General features: G+C 66.0%; 25 protein-coding genes. 12 read left to right on the top strand and 13 right to left on the bottom strand.

The features are described 5' to 3' along the window. Positions 1–134: 134 nt before the first annotated feature. Positions 135–2,102 carry a hypothetical protein gene (locus M3P36_RS03895; RefSeq protein ID WP_249700922.1) on the bottom strand — a complete coding sequence of 656 codons (1,968 nt, stop codon included), beginning with the start codon at positions 2,100–2,102 and terminating at the stop codon, positions 135–137. A gap of 44 nt (positions 2,103–2,146) precedes the next feature. Further along, entirely contained in the window at positions 2,147–3,391 is a 1,245-nt protein-coding gene (locus tag M3P36_RS03890; protein ID WP_249701757.1) for a TIGR04063 family PEP-CTERM/XrtA system glycosyltransferase, read from the bottom strand. A 99-nt stretch (positions 3,392–3,490) separates the two neighbouring features. Here M3P36_RS03890 and M3P36_RS03885 point away from each other — a divergent pair, with 99 nt between their 5' ends. Together M3P36_RS03885 and M3P36_RS03880 are read left to right on the top strand one after the other, a co-directional pair. Beyond that, complete coding sequence (locus M3P36_RS03885) at positions 3,491–3,652, top strand: hypothetical protein (protein ID WP_249700920.1); 162 nt, start codon at positions 3,491–3,493, stop codon at positions 3,650–3,652. Positions 3,653–3,655: 3 nt separating this feature from the next. After that, positions 3,656–5,038: a putative O-glycosylation ligase, exosortase A system-associated gene (locus tag M3P36_RS03880; protein WP_249700918.1), complete on the top strand. Its 1,383-nt coding sequence runs from the start codon at positions 3,656–3,658 to the stop codon at positions 5,036–5,038. Positions 5,039–5,041: 3 nt separating this feature from the next. Here M3P36_RS03880 and M3P36_RS03875 read toward each other — a convergent pair whose 3' ends face one another. Next, positions 5,042–6,277, bottom strand: a complete 1,236-nt coding sequence (locus M3P36_RS03875) for a polyhydroxyalkanoate depolymerase (RefSeq protein WP_249700916.1) — start codon at positions 6,275–6,277, stop codon at positions 5,042–5,044. 179 nt (positions 6,278–6,456) lie between these two features. Here M3P36_RS03875 and M3P36_RS03870 point away from each other — a divergent pair, with 179 nt between their 5' ends. The 5 genes from M3P36_RS03870 to M3P36_RS03850 all read left to right on the top strand — a co-directional run bounded on the left by M3P36_RS03870 (position 6,457) and on the right by M3P36_RS03850 (position 12,043). Beyond that, on the top strand, positions 6,457–8,277 hold the full coding sequence (locus tag M3P36_RS03870; RefSeq protein WP_249700914.1) for an ABC transporter transmembrane domain-containing protein: 1,821 nt from the start codon (positions 6,457–6,459) through the stop codon (positions 8,275–8,277). Between the two features lie 125 nt (positions 8,278–8,402). Next, positions 8,403–10,523: a M13 family metallopeptidase gene (locus tag M3P36_RS03865; RefSeq protein ID WP_249700913.1), complete on the top strand. Its 2,121-nt coding sequence runs from the start codon at positions 8,403–8,405 to the stop codon at positions 10,521–10,523. Between the two features lie 96 nt (positions 10,524–10,619). Beyond that, positions 10,620–11,414, top strand: a complete 795-nt coding sequence (locus tag M3P36_RS03860) for an undecaprenyl-diphosphate phosphatase (protein ID WP_249700911.1) — start codon at positions 10,620–10,622, stop codon at positions 11,412–11,414. An 80-nt stretch (positions 11,415–11,494) separates the two neighbouring features. Then, the gene (locus M3P36_RS03855; RefSeq protein WP_249700909.1) at positions 11,495–11,764 is read left to right on the top strand and encodes a GlsB/YeaQ/YmgE family stress response membrane protein; all 270 of its coding nucleotides are present in this window, start codon (positions 11,495–11,497) and stop codon (positions 11,762–11,764) included. Positions 11,765–11,839: 75 nt separating this feature from the next. Further along, on the top strand, positions 11,840–12,043 hold the full coding sequence (locus M3P36_RS03850; protein WP_249700907.1) for a hypothetical protein: 204 nt from the start codon (positions 11,840–11,842) through the stop codon (positions 12,041–12,043). A gap of 82 nt (positions 12,044–12,125) precedes the next feature. On the opposite strand, the gene M3P36_RS03845 is transcribed toward M3P36_RS03850, so the two are convergent. Together M3P36_RS03845 and M3P36_RS03840 are read right to left on the bottom strand one after the other, a co-directional pair. Next, positions 12,126–12,317 carry a hypothetical protein gene (locus tag M3P36_RS03845; protein WP_249700905.1) on the bottom strand — a complete coding sequence of 64 codons (192 nt, stop codon included), beginning with the start codon at positions 12,315–12,317 and terminating at the stop codon, positions 12,126–12,128. Next, the gene (locus M3P36_RS03840) at positions 12,314–12,595 is read right to left on the bottom strand and encodes a hypothetical protein (RefSeq protein WP_249700903.1); all 282 of its coding nucleotides are present in this window, start codon (positions 12,593–12,595) and stop codon (positions 12,314–12,316) included. Before M3P36_RS03840 ends, M3P36_RS03845 begins: the two co-directional genes overlap by 4 nt. A gap of 121 nt (positions 12,596–12,716) precedes the next feature. On the opposite strand from M3P36_RS03840, the gene recQ reads away from it, so the two are divergent. The 5 genes from recQ to M3P36_RS03815 all read left to right on the top strand — a co-directional run bounded on the left by recQ (position 12,717) and on the right by M3P36_RS03815 (position 17,062). Continuing rightward, on the top strand, positions 12,717–14,534 hold the full coding sequence (gene recQ, locus M3P36_RS03835) for a DNA helicase RecQ (protein ID WP_249700900.1): 1,818 nt from the start codon (positions 12,717–12,719) through the stop codon (positions 14,532–14,534). A gap of 74 nt (positions 14,535–14,608) precedes the next feature. Continuing rightward, positions 14,609–15,511 (top strand): SPFH domain-containing protein, encoded by a 903-nt coding sequence (locus tag M3P36_RS03830; protein ID WP_249700898.1) that lies wholly within the window; start codon positions 14,609–14,611, stop codon positions 15,509–15,511. A gap of 4 nt (positions 15,512–15,515) precedes the next feature. Continuing rightward, entirely contained in the window at positions 15,516–15,728 is a 213-nt protein-coding gene (locus M3P36_RS03825) for a type II toxin-antitoxin system antitoxin (protein WP_249700896.1), read from the top strand. Beyond that, a complete protein-coding gene (locus tag M3P36_RS03820; protein WP_249700894.1) occupies positions 15,728–16,057 on the top strand; it encodes a hypothetical protein in 330 nt (109 codons plus the stop codon). The genes M3P36_RS03825 and M3P36_RS03820 overlap by 1 nt, the downstream gene beginning before the upstream one ends. Positions 16,058–16,102: 45 nt before the next feature. Next, positions 16,103–17,062 (top strand): right-handed parallel beta-helix repeat-containing protein, encoded by a 960-nt coding sequence (locus tag M3P36_RS03815; protein ID WP_249700892.1) that lies wholly within the window; start codon positions 16,103–16,105, stop codon positions 17,060–17,062. Positions 17,063–17,493: 431 nt separating this feature from the next. Here the strand turns inward: M3P36_RS03815 and ribA are convergent, their stop codons facing one another. The 8 genes from ribA to pabB all read right to left on the bottom strand — a co-directional run bounded on the left by ribA (position 17,494) and on the right by pabB (position 24,808). Then, the gene (gene ribA / locus M3P36_RS03810) at positions 17,494–18,519 is read right to left on the bottom strand and encodes a GTP cyclohydrolase II (protein WP_249700891.1); all 1,026 of its coding nucleotides are present in this window, start codon (positions 18,517–18,519) and stop codon (positions 17,494–17,496) included. A gap of 41 nt (positions 18,520–18,560) precedes the next feature. Continuing rightward, complete coding sequence (locus tag M3P36_RS03805) at positions 18,561–19,364, bottom strand: exodeoxyribonuclease III (RefSeq protein ID WP_249700888.1); 804 nt, start codon at positions 19,362–19,364, stop codon at positions 18,561–18,563. Between the two features lie 271 nt (positions 19,365–19,635). Next, positions 19,636–20,295: a LolA family protein gene (locus tag M3P36_RS03800; protein WP_249700886.1), complete on the bottom strand. Its 660-nt coding sequence runs from the start codon at positions 20,293–20,295 to the stop codon at positions 19,636–19,638. An 87-nt stretch (positions 20,296–20,382) separates the two neighbouring features. Beyond that, a complete protein-coding gene (gene rpmG, locus M3P36_RS03795; protein ID WP_160770263.1) occupies positions 20,383–20,547 on the bottom strand; it encodes a 50S ribosomal protein L33 in 165 nt (54 codons plus the stop codon). Positions 20,548–20,693: 146 nt separating this feature from the next. After that, the gene (gene arfB / locus M3P36_RS03790; RefSeq protein WP_249700885.1) at positions 20,694–21,098 is read right to left on the bottom strand and encodes an alternative ribosome rescue aminoacyl-tRNA hydrolase ArfB; all 405 of its coding nucleotides are present in this window, start codon (positions 21,096–21,098) and stop codon (positions 20,694–20,696) included. A 3-nt stretch (positions 21,099–21,101) separates the two neighbouring features. After that, the gene (locus M3P36_RS03785) at positions 21,102–21,749 is read right to left on the bottom strand and encodes an RluA family pseudouridine synthase (RefSeq protein ID WP_249700883.1); all 648 of its coding nucleotides are present in this window, start codon (positions 21,747–21,749) and stop codon (positions 21,102–21,104) included. A 54-nt stretch (positions 21,750–21,803) separates the two neighbouring features. Beyond that, positions 21,804–22,985, bottom strand: coding sequence for a pyridoxal phosphate-dependent aminotransferase (locus M3P36_RS03780; RefSeq protein WP_249700881.1), 1,182 nt, complete (start codon positions 22,983–22,985; stop codon positions 21,804–21,806). Then, positions 22,982–24,808, bottom strand: a complete 1,827-nt coding sequence (gene pabB / locus M3P36_RS03775) for an aminodeoxychorismate synthase component I (RefSeq protein ID WP_249700879.1) — start codon at positions 24,806–24,808, stop codon at positions 22,982–22,984. Before pabB ends, M3P36_RS03780 begins: the two co-directional genes overlap by 4 nt. Between the last annotated feature and the right edge of the window lie 5 nt (positions 24,809–24,813).

Below are 24,813 nucleotides of genomic sequence, written 5' to 3'. Positions count from 1 at the left end.
CAGGCGGGTCAAATCGCCAGGTCGGACCAGGGGCGGGCCGGAGACGGACGCGCGATACGGACTAGCGGAGCGCAGTTCGTGCGCCCCGCTAGTCCAAAGACCGTAGGTGGAAGGCCTGCAAGGAGGCCCGACGGTCAGGCCGCGCCGCTCATCCGCTGGAGGTTGAGCAGGGCTTCGCGCAGGGCCCGTTCATGTTCCTCGCTATTGATCCGGGCTTGGGCCTGGAAGGCGGGGGACTCGAAAGCGAGCGGTTCAGGGGCGGCGGCCTGCGTGGCTTCGGCGGGGAAGATCACGGCGGGCTGGGCCTCGTCCATTGCGGGTTCCGGCTCATCCTCGATCCGCACGAATTGTTGCTGCTGGAACGGGTTGCCCGGAGCCATCTGCGAACCCAATTCGGCTTCGTCAGCACTTTCCGCGGCGGGTTCGGGGTGGGCCAGCGAAAGGCGCGACAGGGGCAGCGAGAACGAAGCGGCCAGATCTGCGATCTCCTCGTCCTCGTCCTCATCGTCAATGTCGATCCGGGCCAGACCGGCCAACGTCTCGAAGGCGTGCGGCGGAGCGTCAGGAGCGGGGGCCGGTTCGAACATCTGGCGGGCCGCAGGTTCCGGCTCGACCTCGGCATTGGGATAGACCGGTTCCTGCTCGCGGTACACGGGCTCGTCCCATGCTTTTTCTTCGGCAACCGTGGATTCGTCGGCCACTCCGGCCTCGTCGGCAACCGGCGCGGGGCGCGAGAAATAGGCGGCCATGGCTTCGGCTGCCTCGTCGGGTTCGGCCAGGCCGAACTGCTGTGCCAGGGTATCGACCGGAACGGGGGCCACTGCGGGAGCCGCAACCAGCTGGTGGGCGGCTGACGCAGCCAACGCAGCCTTGGCGGCGCGCATCTCGCGCCGCTTTTCGATCGACGAGCCGAGGCGCTGGGCCAGCTGTACCAGGCCGAGATCGTCAAGCGGACTGGCATCGACCTCGCCTGCAAACTCTTCTGCATCGAATGCAGCGGACAGTTCCTGGTCTACCGCTTCACCGGCGGTCTCGTCGTCGTCGGCAAATAGCTGGCGGGCCAGCGAGGGCGGCGAGAAGTCGAGCGCGTCGGCAGAAATATCCTCGTCACCGGCTTCCGGCTGCGGTTCGGCTTCAACTGCGGCCATTTCTTCGGCGGCGTTTTCCGGCTCGTCATCCCACGACAGGTCGATCGAGGGCACGACGGGAGAGCGGCCCTGCTCGGCGGAGGGGAAATGGAATTCCTGCCGCTCTTCCCGCTCATGCGAAGCGGCTTCGCCCGCGATGTGGAAGAATTGCCTGTCATCCATGGTATCGTCCCTGCTGTCGTCTGCCTCGTCGGCGGCTGAAATTGTCGTAAACCCGGGGGTCGCATCTTCTGATGCCAGTGTCGGGGCCAGTGTCGGGAGCTGCTCGGAAGCATGTGCGGCGACGGGTTCCGGCTCGTGGGCGTCGAGCGCTTCGTCGGTCAGTTCGGGCTCTTCGAACGAATCGTCCAGCACCAGGTCTTCCGGCGCACCAGCAGCGTCGGGCTGCTGCGACAGCGCGGTCAGCCCGAGGCGGCGCGAGAGTTTGACTTCGGCTGCCTGCTCTGGCTGCGGGTCTTCGGGCAGGTCTGCCGGCACGTGCTCCGCTTCGGCTGTCAGGCCGCGACGTCCCAGTGCGCCAGCGCGCGGCGCGGTGAGTTTCGACACCCCGTCGAGCCCCTCGTCACCCAGTTCGTCATGGGCCGAAATCGGGCGACGGTCGGCGGCAGTCCGGTCGGCGGCAACGGGATTGGTCCGGCGCGTGGGCTCTACCCGCTGTGCCCTTGCCACCTGGCGGGCGATCAACAGCCCGGCAAGCGCGCCGCCACCGGCAAAGGCAATGGCCATCAATGCGCGGGCGGTAAAGCCCAGCGGCGGGGCCGTGGCCGGGACAATGCCGGCCAGGCCGGTCGCCACGGTCAGGCTTTCGAGCAGCGGCACGGGCACCATCAGGCTGCCGAGCCCCAGCAGCGCGGCAAACCACAGTGCCACGATGAAGGGAAATGCCGGATGGGTGGCGATCGGCGGCTTTGCGCCCGCGCCCTTCATTCCGTTGTCGTTAGCCAGACTTGCCACGTATCAGTCCTGTCCTGCGCCGGTCCTCGTAAATGCTTGAGCCATCAGGCGGCAGCACGGATTCGGCCATGAAGCGAAGGGCCTAACAGGCTTTGGTAAACGGGTTGATAACGCTGAACATTGCTGGCCCAGTCGTGGCTGTTGACGACATGCTCACGGGCAGCAGCGCGGATCGCGGGCCAGTCCTGCCGCCGGTCGAGCAGGTCGGCAAGTGCGGCGGTGCAGGCGGCGGGATCATCGGGCGTAAACAGGGTGCCGGTCACCCCGTCGGTCATCAGTTCGCGGTGGCCGCCGACATCGCTGGCCGCCACGATCTTGCCCTGGGCCATGGCTTCCAGTGGCTTGAGCGGGGTGACCAGGTCGGTCAGCCGACTGGCCTTGCGCGGATAGGCCATGATATCGGCCAGGGCATAGAAGCGTTCCACCTCGCCATGCGGCACGCGGCCGGTGAAGCAGATTGCATGGGCGGCGGGCGAGGCCTCGACCTGAGCCCTGATCGCCTGTTCCATCGGCCCGCCGCCCACCAGCAGCAGCCGCGCATCGGCGTGGCGTTCGAGCAGCATGGGCATGGCGGCGACAAGGTCGTCCAGCCCTTCATAGTCATAGAAACTGCCGATGAAGCCGATCACCGGGCCGCTGCCCAGCCCCAGCTCATCAGCCAGCACCGGATCGCGCGCGATAGGCTGGCCGAACAGGCCAAGGTCCACCCCGTTGGGCATGATCGTCAACTTTTCCGCCGCCACGCCGCGCGCGACCAGGTCGGCGCGCAAGCCCTGGCAGATCGTCACCACCCGGTCTGCACGGGCCACCACATGGTCTTCCAGCGCGCGGGTCAGGCGGTACTTGAGCGAGCCTTCCTGCCCCGTGCCGTTGCCCACGGCGGCGTCCTCCCAGAAGGCGCGGATTTCATAGACCACCGGGATGCCGAGGCGCTTTCCGGCGCGGACCGCGGCAAGGCCACACAGCGCAGGCGAATGGGCGTGGAGCACGTCCGGTCGCCACTGTGCCGCCAGCGCGCAGATCGCTTCGGTCAGCGCGGCCACTTCGCGCCATTCGCGGATACCGGCCCATTCGCGGATACCGGGCGGGCCGCCCGCCTCGCCACAGGTGCGGTGGAAGGTGAGGCCTTCTGCCTGTTCCACCTCGGGTCCGGTGGCAGTGTGTCGCAAGCCGGTGATCCCGCGCACCTCCCACCCCAGCGCCTCCTGCGCTTTCAGGATGGCGCGGGTGCGGAAGGTATAGCCGCTGTGCATGGGCAGCGAATGATCGAGGACATGGAGGATGCGCATGGTGGACATGTCCTGCCATGACAAGCTTAACGGCGCGTCAATGACTGTCGGCTAGGGCCAGCGAGGGAAGATTCCCGCAACAACCCGAAAGCCGCCCGCTTGGTCGATATCCTCACTCTTGCCCTGACCCACGGACTGATGGCCTATGCCGCTTGTCGGCTGCTGTCGCGTGACGAGCTGGACGAGGAGGGCGACGCTGCGCCGCGCTCGCGCTGGCTCAAGAAGCGCGCGCCCGCACCCCCGGCGGATCGGGACAGCTAGGCCATGCTGAAGGACCTCTTCCTCCTCGGTTTTATCGGCCTCTTGCTGCTACTGGGGCTGAAACGCCCGTTCATCTGGGTGTTGGCCTATATCTACATCGACATCGTGGCCCCGCAGAAGATCGGCTGGGGCCTGATCCAGAGCTTCCAGCTGTCGATGATCACCTTTGTCGTCGCCTTTGCCGGCTACCTGCTGCTCGATGCCAAGAACGGCTCGCGCTTCACCTTGCGCCAGGGGCTGATCCTGGCCTTGCTGGCGTGGTGCGGGATGACCACGCTGGGCGCGGAATTCCAGGATTCGGCCTGGGCCAAATGGGACTGGGTATGGAAGGCGCTGATCTTTGCCGCTTTCCTGCCTCTGACGCTGCGGACGAAACTGCGGATCGAGGCGGCGGTCACCTTCGTCGTGCTGGCGGTGGGCACCATTGCCATCAATGGCGGGATCAAGACGGTCTTTGGCGGCGGCGGTTACGGCGAATTGCGCCTGCTGGTGGACCAGAATTCGGGCATGTACGAAGGCTCGATCATCTCCACCGTTGCCATTGCCACAATTCCCCTGGCCTTGTGGGTGGCGCGGCACACCAACATCTTCCCGCGCCACTGGACCACATGGGCCTTTACCGCAGGGCTGGTCTTTGCCTGCCTGCTGATCCCGGTCGGCACCTCGGCGCGCACCGGCCTGATCTGCATTGCCGTGCTGGGCGTGCTCCTGCTGCGCTCGGTCAAACACCGGTTCCTCTATATGGGCGCGGCCAGTCTGGCTCTGACCATGGCCGTGCCCTTCCTGCCGGCCAGCTATGTCGAGCGGATGGAGACCATCACCGGCTTCCGCGGCGACCAGTCCGCATCGACCCGGCTGGTGGTGTGGCAATGGACCATCGACTATGCCAGGGACCATCCGCTGGGCGGCGGGTTCGATGCCTATCGCGCCAATAGCTTCACCTACAATGTGCAGGTGGTGACCGGGCCGGAGAACAACCGCCAGGTCGAACTGCGCGAGGTGACCGAGGAAGCCCGCGCCTACCACTCGTCCTATTTCGAGCTGCTGGGCGAACAGGGCTATGTCGGGCTGGGAATCTGGCTGTGGCTGCAGCTTCTGGGGCTGTGGCACATGGAAAAACTGCGCCGCCGGTTCCGCCGCCGCGATGGCGACAATTCGAGCTGGCAATGGGGCCTCGCCACGGCGCTGCAGCAGGGACACCTGGTCTACCTGGCGGGCGCGGCCTTCGTCGGCATCGGCTACCAGCCGTTCCTGTTCATGCTGGTGGGCCTGCAATGCGCCCTGTGGTCCTATGTCCGCCGCGTCGAGGGGCCCGAAAGCCGGGTCCCGATGGCGCGGTTGAAAGCGCGGGCGGTGGCCCCGTCGTCGGCAGCCTCAGCAGCCTAGCTTTCAGCGCGGGTTGGCGCGGATCCAGTCTTCCACCACCGGGGCGATTTGGTTGCGCCACTTGGACCCGTTGAAAATGCCGTAATGGCCCACGTCCTTGGCGAGGTGATATTTCTTCTGCGCATCCGGCAGCAGCGGGGCGAGGTCGAGCGCCGCCCTGGTCTGGCCGATGCCCGAGATATCGTCTTTCTCGCCCTCGATCGCCAGCAGGGCCGTATCGCGGATCGCGCGCGGCTCGATCGCCTTGCCGCGATGGACGAACTTGCCACGCGGCAGGGTGTGCTCCTGGAACACGTGGTGGATCGTCTGGAGGTAGAATTCCGCCGTCATGTCGCAGACCGACAGGTATTCGTCATAGAACTTGCGCGTGGCCTCGGCACTATCGTGGTCGCCCAGGTTGAGGTGCTGGAACATCTGATAATGGCTCTGCATGTGGCTTTCGAGGTTCATCGAGATGAACCCGGCCAGTTGCAGGAAGCCGGGATAGACCTTGCGCCCGGCACCGGGATAGCTGAGCGGGACCGTGGCGATGACGTTGTTGGCAAACCAGCTCAAGGGCCGGTCCACCGCCACGTCGTTGACGCTGGTCGGGCTGGCGCGGGTGTCCACCGGCCCGCCCATCATGGTCAGGCTGGCAGGACGGAACGGATCCTCGTTGGCGCCCATCACGGCAGCGGCGGCGAAGGCCGGGACCGACGGCTGGCACACGGCCAGCATATGTGTGCTGCCCTTTCCATTGGCACCGATGAATTGCAGGAACTCGATAAGGTAATCGATGTAGTCATCCAGGTCGAACAGCCCTTCGGACAGCGGCACCATGCGCGCGTCGGCCCAATCGGTGATCCACACTTCCTGGTTTTCCACCATGCGCGCCACCGTGCCGCGCAGCAGCGTGGCATAGTGCCCGCTCATCGGCGCGACGATCAGCAGCTTCGGCGCATCCTTGGGCAGCCCCTCGCGCTTGAAATGCCTGAGGCTGCCGAACGGCTTTTCGAACACGACCTGTTCGGTAACGTCGAATTCCCTGCCATCCACCTTGACCGTGTCGATATCGAACGTGGGCTTGCCGCGTTCCTCGTAAACGTGGGCAAAGACCTTGAGCGCGCTCGCCATGGCCGGACCCAGTCCGAAATAGCCCATCGGCAGCGCCGGGTTCGACAGCATGGCCGCGCCCACGTTCGCCCAGTTGCTCGCGGCATTCATCATCTGCCGGTGCATTTCGTAGGCGGAATAGAGCATGGCGTTCCTTCTGCTGCGATCTTGTGTGCGACCCGGTCTGTCGCCGCGTCCTCCACCCCTATGTAGGGGTTGTTGCAGTGCAGCAAAAGGCATTTGTGCGCTTCTTTCTGCAGCGCGCGACAATTTGTGATGTGCTTGGCCTTCATTCTGGCGGCCAATTGGGCTAGTCGCCTGCGCCAATGGCCACCAGCGCATCATCCCAAACCGTCGCCCCAGCCGAGACGCCTGACGCCGGCGATCCGCCGCCCGCCCGGTCGCTCGGTCCGCTGGCGATGATCTTCAAGGCGGCGCGCGCCTATCCCGGGCTGATCGGGCTGGCGGGTTTGGCCCTGTTCGTCACCGCGGCCGCCACGCTGGCCATCCCGGCCTATTTCCGCGAGGTGATCGACGGCGGGTTCACGCAAGGGACCAACCCGGAAGAAATCAACCGCTGGTTCCGCAACCTGTTCATGATCGCCGCCGTGCTGGCCCTGGGCACGGCCTGCCGGTTTTACTTCGTGTCGATGCTGGGCGAGCGGGTGGTCGCCGATATCCGCCAGCGGGTGCAGGAAAACCTGCTGCGCCTGTCGCCCGGGTTCTTCGAGGAAAACTCCCCCAAGGAAATCTCCAGCCGGATGACCGCCGATACCGCGCAGATCGAAGTGGTGGTGGGCACCACGGTGTCGGTGGCGCTGCGCAACCTCATCATGGCGCTTGGCGGATCGGCCTACATGATCGTGCTGGCACCGGGCCTTGCCCTGCTGATGGCGGTGGCGATTCCGGTGGTGATCGTGCCCATCGTGCTGATCGGCCGCCGCCTGCGCAAGGTCAGCCGCGAGAGCCAGGACCGCGTGGCCGATGTCGGCGCGCAGGTGTCCGAAGTGCTGGGCGCGATGAAGATCGTCCAGGGCTTCAACCAGGAAAAGCGCGAGCTTGGCCGCTTTGCCGAGAAGGTCGAGGCGACGTTCGACACCGCCCGCCAGCGCATTACCTTGCGCGCGGTGATGACGGCAGTGGTCATCGCGCTGATCTTCGGTGCGATCACCGGGGTCATGTGGCGCGGTGCGCTGCTGGTGGCCGACGGCAGCCTTTCGGGTGGCGACATTGCCGCATTTGTCCTCACCGGGATGCTGGTGGCAGGCGCGTTCGGCGCGCTGGCCGAAGTCTATGGCGACCTGCTGCGCGGGGCGGGTGCGGCCAGCCGCCTCAACGAACTGCTCAACGAAAAGCCCGCGATCGCCCCGCCGGCGCGGCCCGTGGCCCTGCCCGAACCGCCGCGCGGCAGCCTGTCGTTCCAGAACGTGACGTTCAGCTATCCCACGCGCCTGTCCGAGAATGCCATCGACAGCTTCAGCCTGACGGTGGAACCTGGCGAGACCGTGGCCATCGTCGGGCCTTCTGGCGCAGGCAAGAGCACGATCTTCCAGCTGGCCGAGCGGTTCTACGATCCGACCTCGGGCACGGTGAAGATGGACGGCGTTCCGCTGACCCAGGCCGATCCCGCCGCCATCCGCGCCCGCATGGCGCTGGTCCCGCAGGAAGGCACGCTGTTTGCCGCCAATGCGCGCGACAACCTGCGCTATGGCGCGTGGGACGCCACGGAAGAGCAGATCTGGCAGGCGGCCCGCGATGCCAACGCGGAAACCTTCCTGCGTGCCCTGCCCGATGGCCTCGACACCTACCTGGGCGAAGGCGGCGCGCGGCTGTCGGGCGGGCAGCGCCAGCGCGTGGCCATCGCCCGCGCCCTGCTGCGCGATGCACCTATCCTGTTGCTGGACGAAGCGACCAGCGCCCTGGACGCCGAAAGCGAACAACTGGTGCAGCAGGCATTGGACCGGCTGATGCAGAACCGCACCACCATCGTCATCGCCCACCGCCTGGCCACCGTGCGCGCGGCAGACCGGATCATCGTGATGGACGGCGGGCGCATCGTGGAGGAAGGCGATCATGCCAGCCTGATTGCCAGGGGCGGGCTCTATGCGCGCCTTGCCGCGCTGCAATTCGATGACGCTGCGGCTTGAATTGGCCGACAAATCGACCAAGTAACAACTGAAACCGACGAACGACGTTCCTCCCCTGGGGAGCGGCGCTAAGGCTTCGTTGACAGACCCAAGCCGCACCCGCTGCGGCAAACCCGAGGGACCACATGATCCGCCAACTGCTTGCCACCGGCATTTCCATCATCGCGCTCGCCACTGCCATTCCCGCCACAGCTCAAGCCGACGCGCCCCCCGCACCGATGGCTGTCCCCACGATGGACTTTGGTACCTGGGGCGTGGACCTGTCGCAGATCGACCCGGCAATCAATCCCGGCGTGGACTTCAACGCCTATGTCAACGCGCGCTGGGTTGCAGCGAACGAGATCCCGGCCGACCGCTCGCGGTTTGGCGCCTTCGACATGCTGAGCGAGCAGGCCGTTGCCGATGTCGAACGGCTGGTGGCCGACATGGTCGCCGCCAACCCGGCCCCCGGCACGGCGGAGCGGCGGCTGGTCGATGCATACCAGGCCTTCCTTGACCAGGACGCCATCGATGCGGCGGGGCTTACCCCGGTCTATCCGTTGCTGGGTGAAATTTATGCCGCGCCGGATCTGTCCGCGCTGGTCGCCCTGTCGGCCGAACCGGGCGTTCCCGCTCTTGTTACGGCGGGCGTGACCATCGACCGCAAGGATCCGAACGCCCACGTCGCATCGGCCGGGTTCTCCGGCATGGGCCTGCCCGACCGCGATTATTACCTGGTGGACAGTGAACGCAATCTCGAGATTCGTGCCGCCTACATGGAATTCCTCACCTTCATGCTGGGCCAGGCGGGCTATGCCGATCCGGCGACCGCAGCGCAGATCGTCTATGACTTCGAACATCAGGTGGCCGAGCTGGAATGGGACGGGCAGGTCCTGCGCATCCCCGAATTGACCTACAACGAGGTGTCGCGCGCCGAGATGGCGGCCCTTGCCCCGGCTTTCCCCACCGACGTGATGCTCGATGCCAACGGCTTTGCCGGGGTGGACCGTTTCATTGTCGGCCAGATCCTGCCGACCGAGGAGAAAGTGGCCGAACTGGGCCTCACCCCCGAACAGCTCGCCATGATGGGCGGCGGCATGCCGGCGATGATGCAACTGGTGGCCGAAACTCCGCTCGCCAACCTCAAGGCGTGGATGGCGGTGCGCCTGCTGTCGTCCTACTCCCCTGTCCTGCCGCGCGCGATCGACGATGCGAACTTTGCCTTCTTCGGCACGGTGCTGAACGGCCAGACCGAACAGCGCCCGCGCTGGAAGCGCGCCATCGGCGAAGTCGAAGGCATGCTGGGCGAGCAGCTCGCCGCCAAATATGTCGAGCGCCATTTCCCGCCCGAAAGCAAGGCGCAGATGGACGAACTGGTCGCCAACCTGATCCGCGCGATGGGCGAGGACCTGGCCAGCAACGACTGGATGACGCCGGCCACCCTGGCCGAAGCGCGGGCCAAGCTGGCCAGCTTCTCCACGCAGATCGGCTATCCGGCAGAGTTCGAGACCTATGACGGGCTGGAAGTGCGCCCCGGCCAGCCGGTCGCCAACCGGATCAGCGCCAGCGCCTGGCGCAAAGCCGATTCGCTGGCCGACCTGAACGAGCCGGTGGACCGGATGGAATGGCTGATGCTGCCGCAGACGGTGAACGCCTATTACATGCCGCCGTTCAACCAGATCGTCTTCCCTGCGGCGATCCTGCAGGCACCGTTCTTCGATGCCAGTGCCGATGCGGCGGTCAACTATGGCGCTATCGGCGCGGTCATCGGCCACGAGATCGGCCACGGCTTTGATGACAGCGGATCGCGCTATGACGGGACCGGCACGCTGCGCAACTGGTGGCAGCCCGAGGACCAGGCGGGCTTTCGCGCGCAGACCGACAAGCTTCTCACCTTGCTCCAGCAGTATTGCACCGAGGACGGCGACGTATGCCTGACCAGCCGCGGCATGGGCGAGACGCTGGGCGACGTGGTCGGCCTGCAGATGGCCTATCGCGCCTATCGCCTGTCGCTGGACGGGGCAGAGGCCCCGATGATCGACGGGCTGACCGGCGACCAGCGGTTCTTCCTCGGCTTCGCGCAGGTCTGGCGCGGCATGATCCGGCCGGAGGCGCGGCGTGCGCAGATGGTTGGCGGCACTCACCCGCCTTCCGATTTCCGCCTCAACAACGCGGTGCGCCATGTCGATGCCTGGTACGAGGCGTTCGATGTGTCGCCCGAAGATCCGCTCTACCTGCCGCCCGAGGAGCGCGTGTCGATCTGGTAGGCGGCTCTTTTTCGCGGGCATCGGTTTGCAGGCTTGTGAAGGCGTGGGGCTGGCGGTTAAGGCCGTAGCTCCACGCCAGCAGGATCACCCGCCCGCATGACCTTCCTCCAGTTGCTGCTCATCGCCGTGGTCCAGGGGATCACCGAATTCCTGCCGATCTCGTCCTCCGGGCACCTGATCCTCATCCCCTACCTGACCGATTTCCCCGACCAGGGGCCGATGATCGACGTGGCGGTCCATGTCGGCTCGCTGCTGGCAATCATCATCTATTTCTGGCGCGACGTGGTGGGCCTTGCCCGAGGCGGGTTCGCCACGGTGGGCATTGGCAAGGAGCCGCAGCAGCGCCGGCTGTTCCTGTGGGTGATCGCCGGAACTGTCCCCGCGGTGGCCTTCGGCCTGTTCCTCAAGCTGGGCGGCTACATGGAAAGCTTCCGCATCACCGATCTCGTGGCGGTGAACCTGATCGTTTACGGTCTGCTGCTCGGCGCGGCGGACCGCTGGGGGCGGCAGGAGAAGAACTTCGAGGACGCGAGCCTGCGCGATGCCATCCTGATCGGCCTGGCCCAGGCCATGGCGCTGATCCCCGGCACCAGCCGTTCGGGCGCCACGATGACGGCGGCCCGCGCGCTGGGCTACAAGCGGGTCGAGGCGGCGCGGTTCTCGTTCCTGCTGGCGATTCCGGCGGTTGCCGGTGCAGGCCTCCTTGCCGCGCTCGACCTGGCCGAAGCTTCGGCCCAGATGCAGTGGGATGCGCTGGTGGCCGGTGTGCTGACCTTCGTGGCGGCCTTCCTGACCATGGCCTTCCTGATGAACTTCCTCAAACGCGCTTCGATGATGGTGTTTGTCATCTATCGCGTGGCCTTGGGGATCGGGCTGCTGGTGCTGTTCTAGAATCAGCGATTCCGGGACATTACGGAACCCCCAGGCTGAAAGCCGCGTTGGTCGGGCATGACACAGCGGATTTGCCTCTAATGGGCCTCATTTTCCTCCTATTGCTCGGCATGGCGTTGGGCTGGGTGGCCACGATTATCCTCCAGACGGGGGAAAAGTCGCGGCTCCTGGTCAATGTGCTCGCCGGAATTGGTGGCGCGCTGCTTGCCGGAATCATCCTTAACCCCCTGATAGGGTTGGGAGATGTTATCGGTGGAAGGTACAAGGTCGAAGCCCTGATGGTTGAGCTGGCCGGGGCCGTCGTGCTGTTGGTTGCAGTAAACCTGTTGCGTGACGGAGAAATACGCTAAGCGAGTTCCCGAAGGGGCGCATGCCCATTCATCGGGGGTGGTGTTCGCTGCCCCGGTTCTTGAAGGGGAAATCACATGAAGAAGATTATTTCTGTCGCCGCCGCTGCCGTGCTGACCATGGGCCTCGCCGCCTGCGCTGAAGAAGCCAGCGAAGAAGTTGTGGTTGAAGAGCCCGCGATGGAAGAAGTCGTGGTCGAAGAGCCCGTGATGGAAGAAGGCGCGATGGACGATGCCGCGATGGAAGGCGAAGTCGTCGAAGAAGAAGCTCCGGTCGAGTAATCGTCCGCAGGAAGGTTCAGGCCTTCCGGCAAAGAACAAGGGCCGGTTCCGCGAGGAACCGGCCCTTTTCTGTTGTGCGCCTTCAGGATTCCGGAGTGGCGGCAGGATCGTCCAGCGCCTCTGCGGGCAGGCGCTGCTGGTCGAGCATCTCGGCCGCTTCATCCAGCGCCCGCGCCTCGCCCACGGTTACCCCGCCCGGCCCGGGGTCGTTGTCCGCCGCGCCGCAGCCCGCCAGCAGCACACAGGCGGCAAGAAGGGCAGCGCGTCCGGTCACTCGGCCGCTTCGGTGACGGTTGCGGCTTCGGGCGAATCGGATGCCACCATATCCTCGGCAGCTGCGGCGGCATCCATTGCATCGGCTTCGGCAGCATCGGCCGCTTCAGCCAGGGCATCGGGATCGTCCACCGGGACAGGGGCACCGGCCATGGCTTCGTCTGCGGGAATCTCGACATTGTCGGCGCTGGCATCTTCCGAAGCATCGGTAGTGGAGCCGCAGGCAGCCAGGGTCAGCGCGAAAGCGCCGGCAAGCGCAGTAGTAAAGGTCTTTTTCATGGCAGGTGTCTCCGTTTGGCAGGTCGCGCACACGGATAGCGCGAAGCCGCAGCGAATTAAATCGTAGAAACGCCGCCCGTGCGGGTTCCGGTCGCGGCAAGGCTGTGCCAAGCCCCGGGCCATGCCAGTCTCCGCCGCTCCCCTTGCCCCGACAGCTCCGCCCGAAGCCCACGCCGCGCTGCGCCGGGTGTTCGGGTTCGAGACCTTTCGCGGGGTGCAGGAACAGGTTGTGGCGCGGGTGCTGGACGGGCAATCGGCGCTGGCGATCATGCCCACGGGTGCGGGCAAGTCGCTCACCTACCAGTTGCCAGCCACCCTGCTCGATGGAACCTGCGTGGTCGTGTCGCCGCTGATCGCGCTTATGCACGACCAGCTGCGCTCGGCCCGCGCCAACGGCATTGCCGCCGCCGCCCTGACCAGCGTGGACGCCGACTGGCGCGAAACGGTGGACGCCTTCCGCGCCGGGCAGCTGGACCTGCTCTATGTAGCGCCCGAACGCGCCAGCCAGCCCGCCTTCCGCGAACTGCTGTCAGAAGGCCGCCTGGCGCTGTTCGCGGTGGACGAGGCGCACTGCGTATCCGAATGGGGCCACGATTTCCGCCCCGATTACCGCCTGCTGCGCCCGCTGATGGACGCCTTTCCGGCGGTCCCCCGACTGGCGCTGACCGCTACGGCGGACGAGCACACCCGCACCGATGTGCTGCACCAGCTAGGCATTCCCGATGAAGGCATGGTGGTGGCAGGGTTCGACCGGCCCAACATCCGCTATGCCGTGCGCCACCGCCAGGGGGTGGCCGCGCAGCTTGCCCGGCTGATGGAGGAGCAGCCCGGGCCCGGGATCATCTATGCCCCTACACGCAAGAAGGTGGAGGATCTCGCCGCAGGACTTGCTGCCGCCAGCGGACGGCAGGTGCTGCCCTATCACGCTGGCCTGCCGCCCGAACAGCGCGCCGCCAACCAGGCTGCCTTCGTGGCGAGCGAGGACATGGTGATGGTCGCCACGATCGCTTTCGGCATGGGGATCGACAAGCCCGACGTGCGGTTCGTGGCCCATGCGGGCATCCCCAAGTCGATCGAGGCCTATTACCAGGAAACCGGCCGCGCCGGGCGCGATGGCGATCCGGCCCAGGCGGTGATGTTCTGGGGCGCGGGCGATTTCGTCCAGGCCCGCCAGCGCCTGTCCGAAGTCGAGCCTGCCCGCCAGGCGGGAGAGCGCACCCGGCTCGATGCCCTGGCCGCGCTGGTCGAAACGCACGAATGCCGTCGCGCCCTGCTTTTGCGGCATTTCGGCGAGGATCCGCCCAGGACCTGCGGCAATTGCGACAACTGCCTCGATCCGCCGGGCTTGACGGTGGTGACCGAACTGGCGCGAAAACTCCTGTCCGCAGTCTATCGCACCGGGCAGAGCTTCGGCTTCGGCCATGTGCAGAAGGTGCTGACCGGGGCGAGCGACGAGCGGATCGTCAGCCGTGGTCATGACAAGCTGTCGGTCTTCGGGATTGTCGAGGGCGACGAGGCGCGGATGCTCCAGCCATTGAGCCGCGCGCTGCAGGCCCGCGGCGCGCTGGTGGCGACCGAGCATGGCGGGCTGGCGCTGGGCGGCGAGGCGCGGGCGATCCTGAAGGGCGAGGCCTCTGTCACTATCGCCCGCCCGGTCGAGCGCCAGCCACGGGGGGACAGGCGTGGGGGCCGCCGGGGCAGCTCGACAGTGCCCAACCCCGTCGGCGATCCGCTGTTCGAGGCCCTGCGCGACCTGCGGCGCGCACTGGCGAAGGAAGCCCAGGTGCCGCCCTATGTCATCTTCCACGATGCCACCTTGCGCGACATGGCGCAGGCGCACCCATCGACCATCAGCGAACTGGGCGAGGTTCCCGGCATCGGCGCGAAAAAGCTGGAGGCCTATGGCGACGCTTTCCTTGCCGTGATCCGCCAGCACTGAATTCCGAATCGCTTGCCAAATCTCCGACCATGGGTAAATATGATATCATATATATATCATAAGGAGGGAATGGTATGGCCGAGATTTCATTGGGCATGAACACCAGCAAGGAGCGATCCGCCAACACCTACAATGGCTATGTGATGCTGCTGACGGTACTCGCGCTGGTCCTGTGGATCCTGTGGCGCTTCGTCTTGTTCGGCACGGATGGCCCCAGTTTGCTGGGGATCATCTCGCTGCCGGTTTCGGTGCTGGCGATCCTCTTCGTGTTGCTGGGTTTCTACATGATCCAGCCCAACCAGGGCGCGGTCATTACGCTGTTCGGCGACTATCGCGGGACCGATCGCAAGACCGGCCTGCACTGGGTCTGGCCGTGGATGGGCCGCAAGAAGATCTCGATGCGGGCGCACAACATCCATTCCGAACGGGTCAAGATCAACGACCTGCGTGGCAACCCGGTGGAAATCGCCTGCAACGTGGTGTGGCGCGTGTCCGATACCGCCCAGGCGGTGTTCGACGTGGACGACTACAAGCAATTCGTGAACATCCAGATCGAGGCCGCGCTGCGCACCGTCGGCGCGCGCCATCCCTATGACGATATGAGCGAGGAGGACGAGACCACGCTGCGCGGCTCTGCCGATGTCATCAATGCCGAACTGCAGGCCGAACTGAACGACCGGCTGCGCGTGGCGGGCATCGTGGTGGACGAGGCGGGGCTGACCCACCTTGCCTATGCCCCCGAAATCGCCGGGGCCATGCTGCGCCGCCAGCAGGCCGAAGCGGTAATTGCCGCGCGGGCCAAGCTGGTGCTGGGCGCGGTGAGCATGGTCGAGATGGCGCTGGAAAAGCTGTCGGCCGATAACATCGTGCACCTTGATGATGAGCGCAAAGCGGCGATGGTTTCGAACCTGATGGTCGTGCTGGTGGGCGATCGCGATACCCAGCCGGTGGTCAATACCGGAACGCTGTACCAGTAAAACCATGGCCCCTCCTCCCCGCAAACCATTCCCCCTCAGGCTCGATCCGGCGCTCCATGCAGCGCTGGAACGGGTCGCTGCGGCAGACTTCCGCTCGGTCAATGCCGAGGTCGAGGTGCTGCTGCGCGAGGCGCTGGGGCGGCGCGGGATCAAGGTGGGCCAGAGCGAAACGCCGCGCCGGGGACGGCCCCGGAAAGAGAGTGAGGAGAGCGAGTGATGGGTGAGGAGGACAAGCCGTTCGTCTGCTACCGGCAGGGGCGGCTGGGCATGAAGATCATGCCGCGCAACGCGGAAGGCTGGCGACTGTTCGGCATGTGGATGATCGTCTTCCTGCTGATGTGCGGCGCCTATGCCTGGCTGGTGGCGAGCGCGCCGGAGGATGACGCTTTCGTCGGCTGGGTCACGTTCGGGTTCCTGGTAGTGACCACGGTCTGGGCCGTGGCGATGATCCGCTGGATGATGGCGCGATCCGAAGTGATCCGGTTGGACGATGTGCTCGCATGGAAACGCGAGCAGGAGCGGACAAAGGACAATCGGCGGCCTTAGGGAACGCTTTGCGGCCCATTAACCGGTTTGTGCGATGTTGGCAGAATGACCCGACCTGCGACCCGTTCCATCATCGCCCTCGCGCTAGTCGCGACTGCCGCGATTCCGCTCACCGCGCTGCTGGCGCAGGGCAATTCCGCGCCGTTCACCGTGACCGAGACGGGGCGCGGTTTTGGCAGCTTGCAGGCGGCGGTCGATGCCATCGGTGACGGGCGCGGGACCATTGCCATTGCGCCCGGCAACCACCGGCAATGTGCGGTGCAGGAAGCAGGCGAGATCGCCTATCTGGCGCAGGTTCCGGGGCAGGCCGTGTTCGATGCCGTCACCTGCGAAGGCAAGGCCGCTCTGGTGCTGCGCGGGCGCGGGGCACAGGTTTCGGGTCTGGTGTTCCAGAGCATGAACGTGCGCGATTACAACGGCGCCGGGATCAGGCTGGAAGCGGGCAACCTCACCGTGGCGCAAAGCTGGTTCCGCGACAGCCAGCAGGGCATCCTGACCGCCAATGCCGAGACCGCGACGCTGGTGGTGGACCGCTCGACCTTCACCCGCCTTGGCACCTGCGAAGGCTCGGGCGGCTGTGCGCACTCGATCTATACGGGGGCGCTGGGCCTGGTGCGCATCACCAACAGCCGGTTCGAGGAAGGGCGCGGCGGCCACTATGTCAAGTTGCGCGCGCCCAGGGTGGAAATCGCCAGTTCCAGCTTCGATGATGCGGGCGGACGCGGCACCAACTACATGATCGACCTTCCGGCGGGGGCCAGCGGGCAGATCAGCAACAACTGGTTCGTCCAGGGCCGCGACAAGGAGAACTACTCCGCCTTCATCGCCGTAGCGCCCGAAAGCCGCGACTATTCCAGCGCCGGACTGGTGGTGGCCGGAAACCACGCCCGCTTCGCCCCGGGCGTTGACCGCCGCTCCACCTTCGTGGCCGACTGGTCGGGCGAAGTGAGCCGGATCGAGGACAACCGGCTGGCGGCCAACCTGGCGCGGTACGAGATCAGGTAGGGGGGACCCTGAGGGGTGGAATTGGGTGGGAAGCTGCCATTCCGCCTTAGGTACGATCACGTCGGGCTTTGCGTGAAGCCAGCCAAGCTCGAACGCTTCTCCCACCGGTGAAGCCGGCGACAGCCCCAATGCTCGGATACAGCGGTCCGAAAAAATAAAGCAAAGCGTCGAGGGCGTCCGGTCGTCGCGTTGGTTCAGCGAGCTCTACATAGACAAATACAATCATCGCTACCGGGATTAGACAGAGAAAGGCACATCCTGCTTTTCTGCTTGGGACAAGCGACGCCAGCAGGCCAATCGGCACCCCGGCAGCTATCCATTCCATGATGCCCACATCCACTATCCTACAACGTCCAGCGAGCGACCGCAAAGGGGTCGTTAGCTGACAGGCTGATCAAGGCGCTATGGCAGCCATCCCCAACCCGAAAACCCTACCCCAACAAATGCCCCGCGCGGTCGCGTTTGGTATCGAGGTAGTGCTGGTTGTGCGGGTTGGCCGGCAGCTGGTGCGCCACCCGCTGCGTCACCGTCACTCCCGCCGCCGCCATCGCCGCGACCTTGGCGGGGTTGTTGGTGAGCAGGCGGACCCGCTCCACACCAAGAAGGTCCAGCATCCGCGCCGCAGTGGGGAAATCGCGTGCCTCGACCGGCAGGCCGAGCCGCATGTTGGCGTCGATGGTGTCGAACCCGGCGTCCTGTAGCCGATAGGCGCGCAGCTTGTTGACGAGGCCGATGCCGCGCCCTTCCTGCCGGAGGTAGAGCAGCACGCCCCAGCCGCCCTGTTCCGCCTCTGCCGCCATCAGCTTGAGAGCTGCCTGCAATTGCGGGCCGCAGTCGCATTTGAGGCTGCCGAAGATGTCGCCGGTCAGGCATTCGGAATGGAGGCGCACCAAGGGTTCGCGGTCGAAGTTGGGCTGGCCGATCACCAGCGCCACGTGCTCGCGCATGTCGTCCACCTTGCGGAAGGCTACGAGTTCGGCATCGGCGATGGCGGCCACCGGCAGGCGGGCGCGGGTCGCGATGGTGAGATGCGTCGGGTCGGCCCAGTGGGCGAGGTCAGCGGCCTCAAGGCACACCGCCTCCCCGGCATCGGCAGGATCATAGAGGAAAGCGGGCAGGATCCCGGCAATGCGTGCCAGTTCCAGCGCGGCTTCGGCCTCGGGCAGGTGGGGGATGGATTCGGCCTTGAATGGCCCCTTGAGCGGCACGACCAGATCGAGCGAGGGATCGGCCACGGGCCGTGCATCGGCCAGCGACAGCGGCGCGGCGGCGCGGACCAGAACGGGGCTGTGGCCATCTGCCGCCTCGCGTTGGTTGGCGAGTTTGAGCGTGGCGGCGCGCGCGGCGGATATCAGAATGCAGGCAGCGCTCGCTTCGCCGCCGGGTGCGGTTTCGACCGGCAGCAGCACGGGCGCATCACCCAGCTTCACCGGCCAGCCGTGACGCAGCGCGTCCACCGCCTGCGCCACCCGGCGCGCGGGAGAAGGCGGGACCGTGCTCAGCTGGCGAATTCCGTGATCAGCGGCACATGGTCGCTCGGCTGTTCCCAGCGGCGCGTTTCTTCGACGAAACGGTGGCCCAGCGTCTGCGCGGCGAGGTCGGGCGAGGCCCACATATGGTCCAGCCTGCGGCCGCGATCCTTTTCCTGCCAGTAGGTGCGGTATGACCACCAGGTCCAGTTGCGGGTCGGCGCGGGGATATGCTTGCGGCCGATATCGACCCAGCCGTGCGCATCGGCGAAGCGGCCCAGCGTCTCGACCTCGATCGGGGTATGGCTGACCACTTTCAGCAGCGCCTTGTGGTCATAGACATCATCGGGCAGCGGTGCGATGTTGAAATCGCCGACAATCAGAGTGGGGCGGTCAAGCGCGCCCGCCCAGCGGGTCATCCGTTCGAGGAAATCGAGCTTCTGGCCGAACTTGGGGTTGATCGTGCGATCGGGCTGGTCGCCGCCAGCGGGAATATAGACGTTCTCCAGCACCATGCCGGCCAGCGCGCCGGCCTCGGGGCCCAGCAGCTCCACGCCGACATGCCGCGCCTCGCCATTGTCCTGCCAGTCGTAGCGTGAAAATTCTCGGATCGGGATGCGGCTGACCGTGGCCACGCCGTGATAGCCCTTCTGCCCGTGGACCACCATGTGGCTGTAGCCGAGGTCAGCGAAGTCCTTGTAGGGGAACAACTGCTCCTGGCACTTGATCTCCTGCAGGCACAGCACATCGGGCGCCTGCTCGACCAGGAAGCGCGCCACCTGGGGCATGCGCAGGCGGACCGAATTGATATTCCACGTGGCAACAGAGATCATGCGCCAGCCTTAGGGGGGGCGCGGTGAGCCAGCAAGTGTTCGGAGTTGGGAAGAATAAACCCCCGTCCCGGGGGCATGTTGGGACGGGGGTTCTTTTCAGCGTTCGTCACGCTTGCAATCCGGCCTTGGTGGCGATGCGGGCAACAGGGGGGAAACCCGCGTCCGCCAGCCGTCTTGCAGATCTCAATATAGGGACGCCTGCCTGTCAGGAGAATGAATGACCTGTCGCGCTTTGTCGCAACCATCCAACAGCTCGCCCGCCAACCGATGGTCAGGGGCGACGGGTCGTCCGGCGGGGGTCACGGAAGGTGAACGTGCTGTTCGCCACGTCCATGCCATAGCGGTGATTCCGCAGACGCACCGTGGTGCGCGAATTCTGCGCATCGAGCGCTACCCAGCTCGCCAGTTCCAGCCCGCCAGGGGCCGAGGCCTTCTCGACGAAGATGAAGGTGAAGCCGGGAATCTCGGGCCGGTCGGGATCGGCCACCGCGATGCTCACCACGCCGGGGGAATTGGTCGGCACCACGCTGCCAAAGCGGGACATCTCGCGATTGGGATCGAGCAGCGCGCCCAGCGGCGAATTGCGCACCGGATAGCGTTCCACCTGCTGCACATCGTAATCGACCAGCGTCAGGGTGGAGCCGTTGGATACCACCAGCATGTTCACATCGCTGGAATACTCGAACCGGATGCGCCCGGGGCTTTTTAGCGTGAGCGTGCCGGACACGGTCTGGCCGCTGCGGTCGGTCTGGGTGAAATCGGCCTTCATCGTGGTAATGGCGCGCAGTGCCTGGGCGGCGCGGTCCACCTGGCTGGCGCTTTGCGCCGTAGCCGGGGCGGGCGCAACCAGTGCGGCAGGGGCAAGAACGGCCAGGGCGCCGGCAGATGCGGCGCCCAGCACTTTGGCGGAAATCGATTTGAAGCTGTTCATGCGCCCTCCCATAGTGGCCGGGGCTTGAACTGTCACTGAACCGCGATGTTCCCGCTGTTCACATTCGGCAAGCAAGCAGCTGGCAGCTTACTTGATCTTGCCTTCCTTGTACTCGACGTGCTTCTTCACGACCGGATCGTACTTGCGGAAGCTCATCTTCTCGGTCGTGTTGCGGGGGTTCTTCTTGGTCACGTAGAAGTGCCCCGACTCGGTCGAGTTCAGGCGGATCTTGATGGTTGCGGGCTTCGCCATGTCTCAATTCCCAATGATATCTGTCAGGGCAGGCGACGGGCCGGACCCATAAATGCAACAGGCGACGCGCAAGGCGCCGCCACATGGGGCGGGCCATTGGGACAGAATCGGGGCAAAGTCAAGCCGAGGAGCACTTGGGCTGGCCTCTACCAGTCCACCTTGCCGCGGGTGGCCTTCACTGCGGTGCGGGCCTTCTTGGAAGCCAGCCGCTTGACCTTGCCGGGGCGGTTGACCGTGGTGCGGGCGCGCTTCTTGGGTTCGACCAGCGCAGCCTCGATCAGTTCGGTGAGGCGCTCGCGCGCATCGGCGCGGTTGGCTTCCTGGGTGCGGAACCGGCGCGCATCGATCACGATCTCGCCTTTCGACGTCATGCGCGATCCGGCCAGCGTCTTCAGCCGCTGGAACACCGCAGGCGTCACGCCAAGCTGGAATACATCGACCCGCAGTTGCACGGCAGTCGCCACCTTGTTGACGTTCTGCCCGCCGGGGCCGCTGGCGGTGACGAAGCTTTCCTCGACCAGTTCCAGCGCGCGATCGACGACGCGGCCCATGGCTCAGAACCCTTGGGCCACAAAGTCAGCCGGCATGGGCGCTTCGGCAATGATCGGCGGCTTGCCATCGCGCGCCACTTCCAGCCTGCTGGCGTGGAGCATGGTGCGGGCATAACCGGCCTTTGTCCCGTAAACCGGATCGCCCAGCAGGGGGATGCCGATGCCGCTGGCGGCGTGGACGCGGATCTGGTGGGTGCGGCCGGTTTCGGGCGTGAATTCCACCAGCGCCCGGCCATTGGCCTCGGCCACCACGCGCCAGCGGGTAAGGCTGGGCTTGCCCTTTTTCGCGGGAATCATCCGCCAGCCCTTTTCCTCGCTGCTGATCTTGGTGAGCGCCAGGTCGATGTCGCCTTCTTTCTGGTCCGGAATGCCCGCCAGCACGCCGAGATAGGTCTTGCCCACCAGCCGCTGTTCGAACGCCTGATGGTAGCGCACCAAGGCCTTGGGATTGCGCGCAAACAGCAGGCAGCCGGAGGTGTCGGTGTCGAGCCGGTGGGCCGGTTGCGGCTCGCGCTGGAAGCCCAGCTTCAGCTCGCCCAGCCGCTGCTCGATCGACGGGCCGCGCTTGCGCGGCGTGTCGATCGGCAGGCCGCCCGGCTTGTCGATCACCAGGGCCTCGGCATCTTCGTACAGGATGATGAATTCGCTCATCGCCCGCCCATAGACCGTTAAGGGCGCGATTGTCGAACCGCGAAGATCAGGCTGTCAGGCCAGTGCTGTTTCGATGCGGCGGATCGCCTCGGCCAGCACGTCTTCTCCGGTGGCGAAGGAGATGCGGAAGCCGTCCTTCCCGCCAAAGGCCGATGCGGCGACCACGGCCACGCCGTGATCGAGCAGGTGCAGCGCCAGCGCCTTGTCGTCACCAAAGCGACCCCCGTTTTTGGTCATGTGGGGGCTCGCATCGATAAAACAGTAAAACGCGCCATCGGGCACCGGGGTGCTGAGGCCGGGGATGGCGTTGATCCCCGCCACCACCATGTCGCGCCGGCGGCGGAAGATTTCGCGCCATTCGGCGAGGAATTGCTGGGGGCCTTCGAAGGCGGCCACGGCGGCGGCCTGGCTGACGGCGGCGGGGTTGCCGCTGGAATTGCTCTGCAGCGTGCCCATGGCATCGATCAGCCACTTCGGCCCGGTGGCAACGCCGATGCGGAAGCCGGTCATCGCGTGGCTCTTGGATACACCGGAAACCGTGCAGATGCGGTCGGCCAGGTCCGGGCAGAGGTTGGCCAGCGTGGCATGGGGGCCATCAGAATAGTTCAGCGGCGCGTAGATATCGTCGGACAGCACCATCACGCCCGGATGGCGGCGGATCACTTCGCCGATGCCCAGCAGCATGTCCGCCGGATAGACCGCGCCGGTCGGGTTGCCGGGCGAATTGAGCATCAGCCAGTTGGTGCGCGGCCCGATCAGCGCTTCGACATCGCCCGGATCAAAGCGGAAATTGCGGCTCGCATGGGTGCGCAAGGGCACCACGCTGCCCCCGGCAAAGCGCACCATCTGCGGATAGGACACCCACCACGGCGAAGGCACGATCACCTCGTCGCCCTCGCTGACCGTGGCAACGATGGCCTCGAACAGCGCCTGCTTGCCGCCCGCGCTGACGATCACGCGCGAAGGACCGGTGGCGATGCCGAGATCGCGCTCGAAATGGAGGCAGGCGGCCTTCTTCAGCGCCATGGTGCCGGTGACGGGGGTGTACTTGGTAGCGCCTGCGTCCATCGCCGCCTTGGCGGCTTCGATCACGTGGGGCGGGGTGGCAAAATCGGGCTCGCCCACGGACAGCGAGATGATGTCGCGGCCTTCCTCACGCAATTGCGTTGCCCGGTCGGTCATCGCCGTGGTGGGCGATGCTTCGATCCGCTGGAGGTGCTGGCTGAGCCCGGTCATAGCAGTTTCGCCTTCATCAATCCGCGCACGGAATTGCCGAGGAGGAAGCCTGCAGCAAGATCGTCCAGCGTCAGTTCGGCCTCCACCGCGCGGCCTTCGTCGATCAGGTGGCGGCGCATGACACCGGGCAGCAGCCCAAGCGCCAGCGGCGGAGTGAGGAGCATTCCGTCGGCGCCGCGCACGAACAGGTTGGAATGGCTCGCTTCGGTCAGCAGGCCGTCGTCGCGCAGGAACAGCGCCTCGTCCGCGCCAATCGCCTGTGCCGCAGCCCGTGCCTGGTCGTAGAACGCGCGGTCAGTGCTCTTGTGGCGCAGGCGCCAGTCGCCGGTCACCACCGGCAGCGGCATGACCGCGCAGCGCACCACGGGCGGCAGGGCACCTGCGGACAGCGGTTGCGCCTCCAGCGTCACTTCGCCGCTGCGGGCGAGCAGGATGCGCAGCTTGGCGGGGTCTTCCAGTTCGAAGCACAGGGCCTGGATGCGGTTGCGGGTCTCGTGCCGGTCGAAAGCAAAACCCAGCGCCAGCGCGCTCGCCTTCAGCCGTTCGAGATGGAGTTCGAGCAGCGGGATGCCATCGACAGGATCGAACCGCATGGACTCGATCAGGTCCGCGCCCGATGCCTCTCCGCGCAAGAAGCCGCCCTTGACCAGGCATTCGCGCCATTCGCCCATCCCCTGGCTGTCAGCCACGATGGCTCCGCCCACGCCCGCCACGGCATGGTGGCGGTTGTTTTCGCCCGGGGTCAGCCGGACGGTGCGGATGGCGACGTTGAAGGCAGCATCCGCCTCTCCATCCGGAGAGCTGCCGATTCGCCCGATGGCGCCGCAATATGGCCCCCGCGCATCGCGCTCCACCTCGCCGATCAGTTCCATCGCGCGGATTTTGGGCGCGCCGGTGATCGAGCCGCAGGGAAACAGCGCGGCGATCATGTCGAATGCGCCGCGATCCGGCTTCAGCGTGGCGCGCACGGTGGAAACCATGGTGTGCAGGGTGGGATAGCTTTCCACGGTAAAGGGCCGGTCCACCCGCACGCTGCCTGCTTCGGCCACGCGGGAAAGATCATTGCGCATCAGGTCCACGATCATCAGGTTTTCGGCCCGGTCCTTGACCGATGCGGCCAGTTCGCTTGCCAGCGAAGCATCCTCGGCCGCGGTCTGCCCGCGCGGGCGGGTGCCCTTCATGGGTTTGACCTTGGCCTCACGCCCTTTCAGCGTGAAGAACAGTTCAGGGCTGAACGACAGCAGCCAGTGCGACCCGTCGAACACCACGCCGCCATAGCCCGCCTGCGCGGCAGGGCGGATCGCGCGGTAGATCGCCAGCGGCTCGCCGCTTGCCGCGCCTGCCAGCATCATGGTGAAATTGGCCTGGTAGATATCGCCCGCGCGGATTGCTTCCTGCAGCCGTTCGAAACCTGCGAGATAGGCGCCGGTCGATACCTGCGGCTCCATCGGGCCGATGCTCGCCCGTCCGGTACCGCCGCGCGCTTCGAGCCAGGCGGGGACCTCGGCCGAAGGGATCGTGGTCACCTCATCGAACAGGCCGAACCACACCAATGGCCCGGCCGCCCCGCTGCGGCTGTCTGCCAGGGGGTGCAGCCTGGGCTCCAGCGCCAAGCCTGCTTCATAGGCAAGGTAGCCTGCCAGCGTGCCGCCGCTCGCTTTCTGGGCGGCCTCGGCCTCGGCCAGCACGCGGGCAACGTCGGCCGGGCGGCGGGCGACGAACAGCGCGCGCGGACGCTCGAACAGTTGCGCATCGCTCGCCCCGTCGGCGCGCGCATCGTCGAGCAGGACAAAGGGTTCGCTGGAGAGATCTGGCCCGGCCATTGCCC

The organism is Altererythrobacter sp. KTW20L, assembly GCF_023501975.1.
Lineage (GTDB): Bacteria > Pseudomonadota > Alphaproteobacteria > Sphingomonadales > Sphingomonadaceae > Alteraurantiacibacter.
This window is presented reverse-complemented; position numbering and strand designations above follow the sequence as displayed.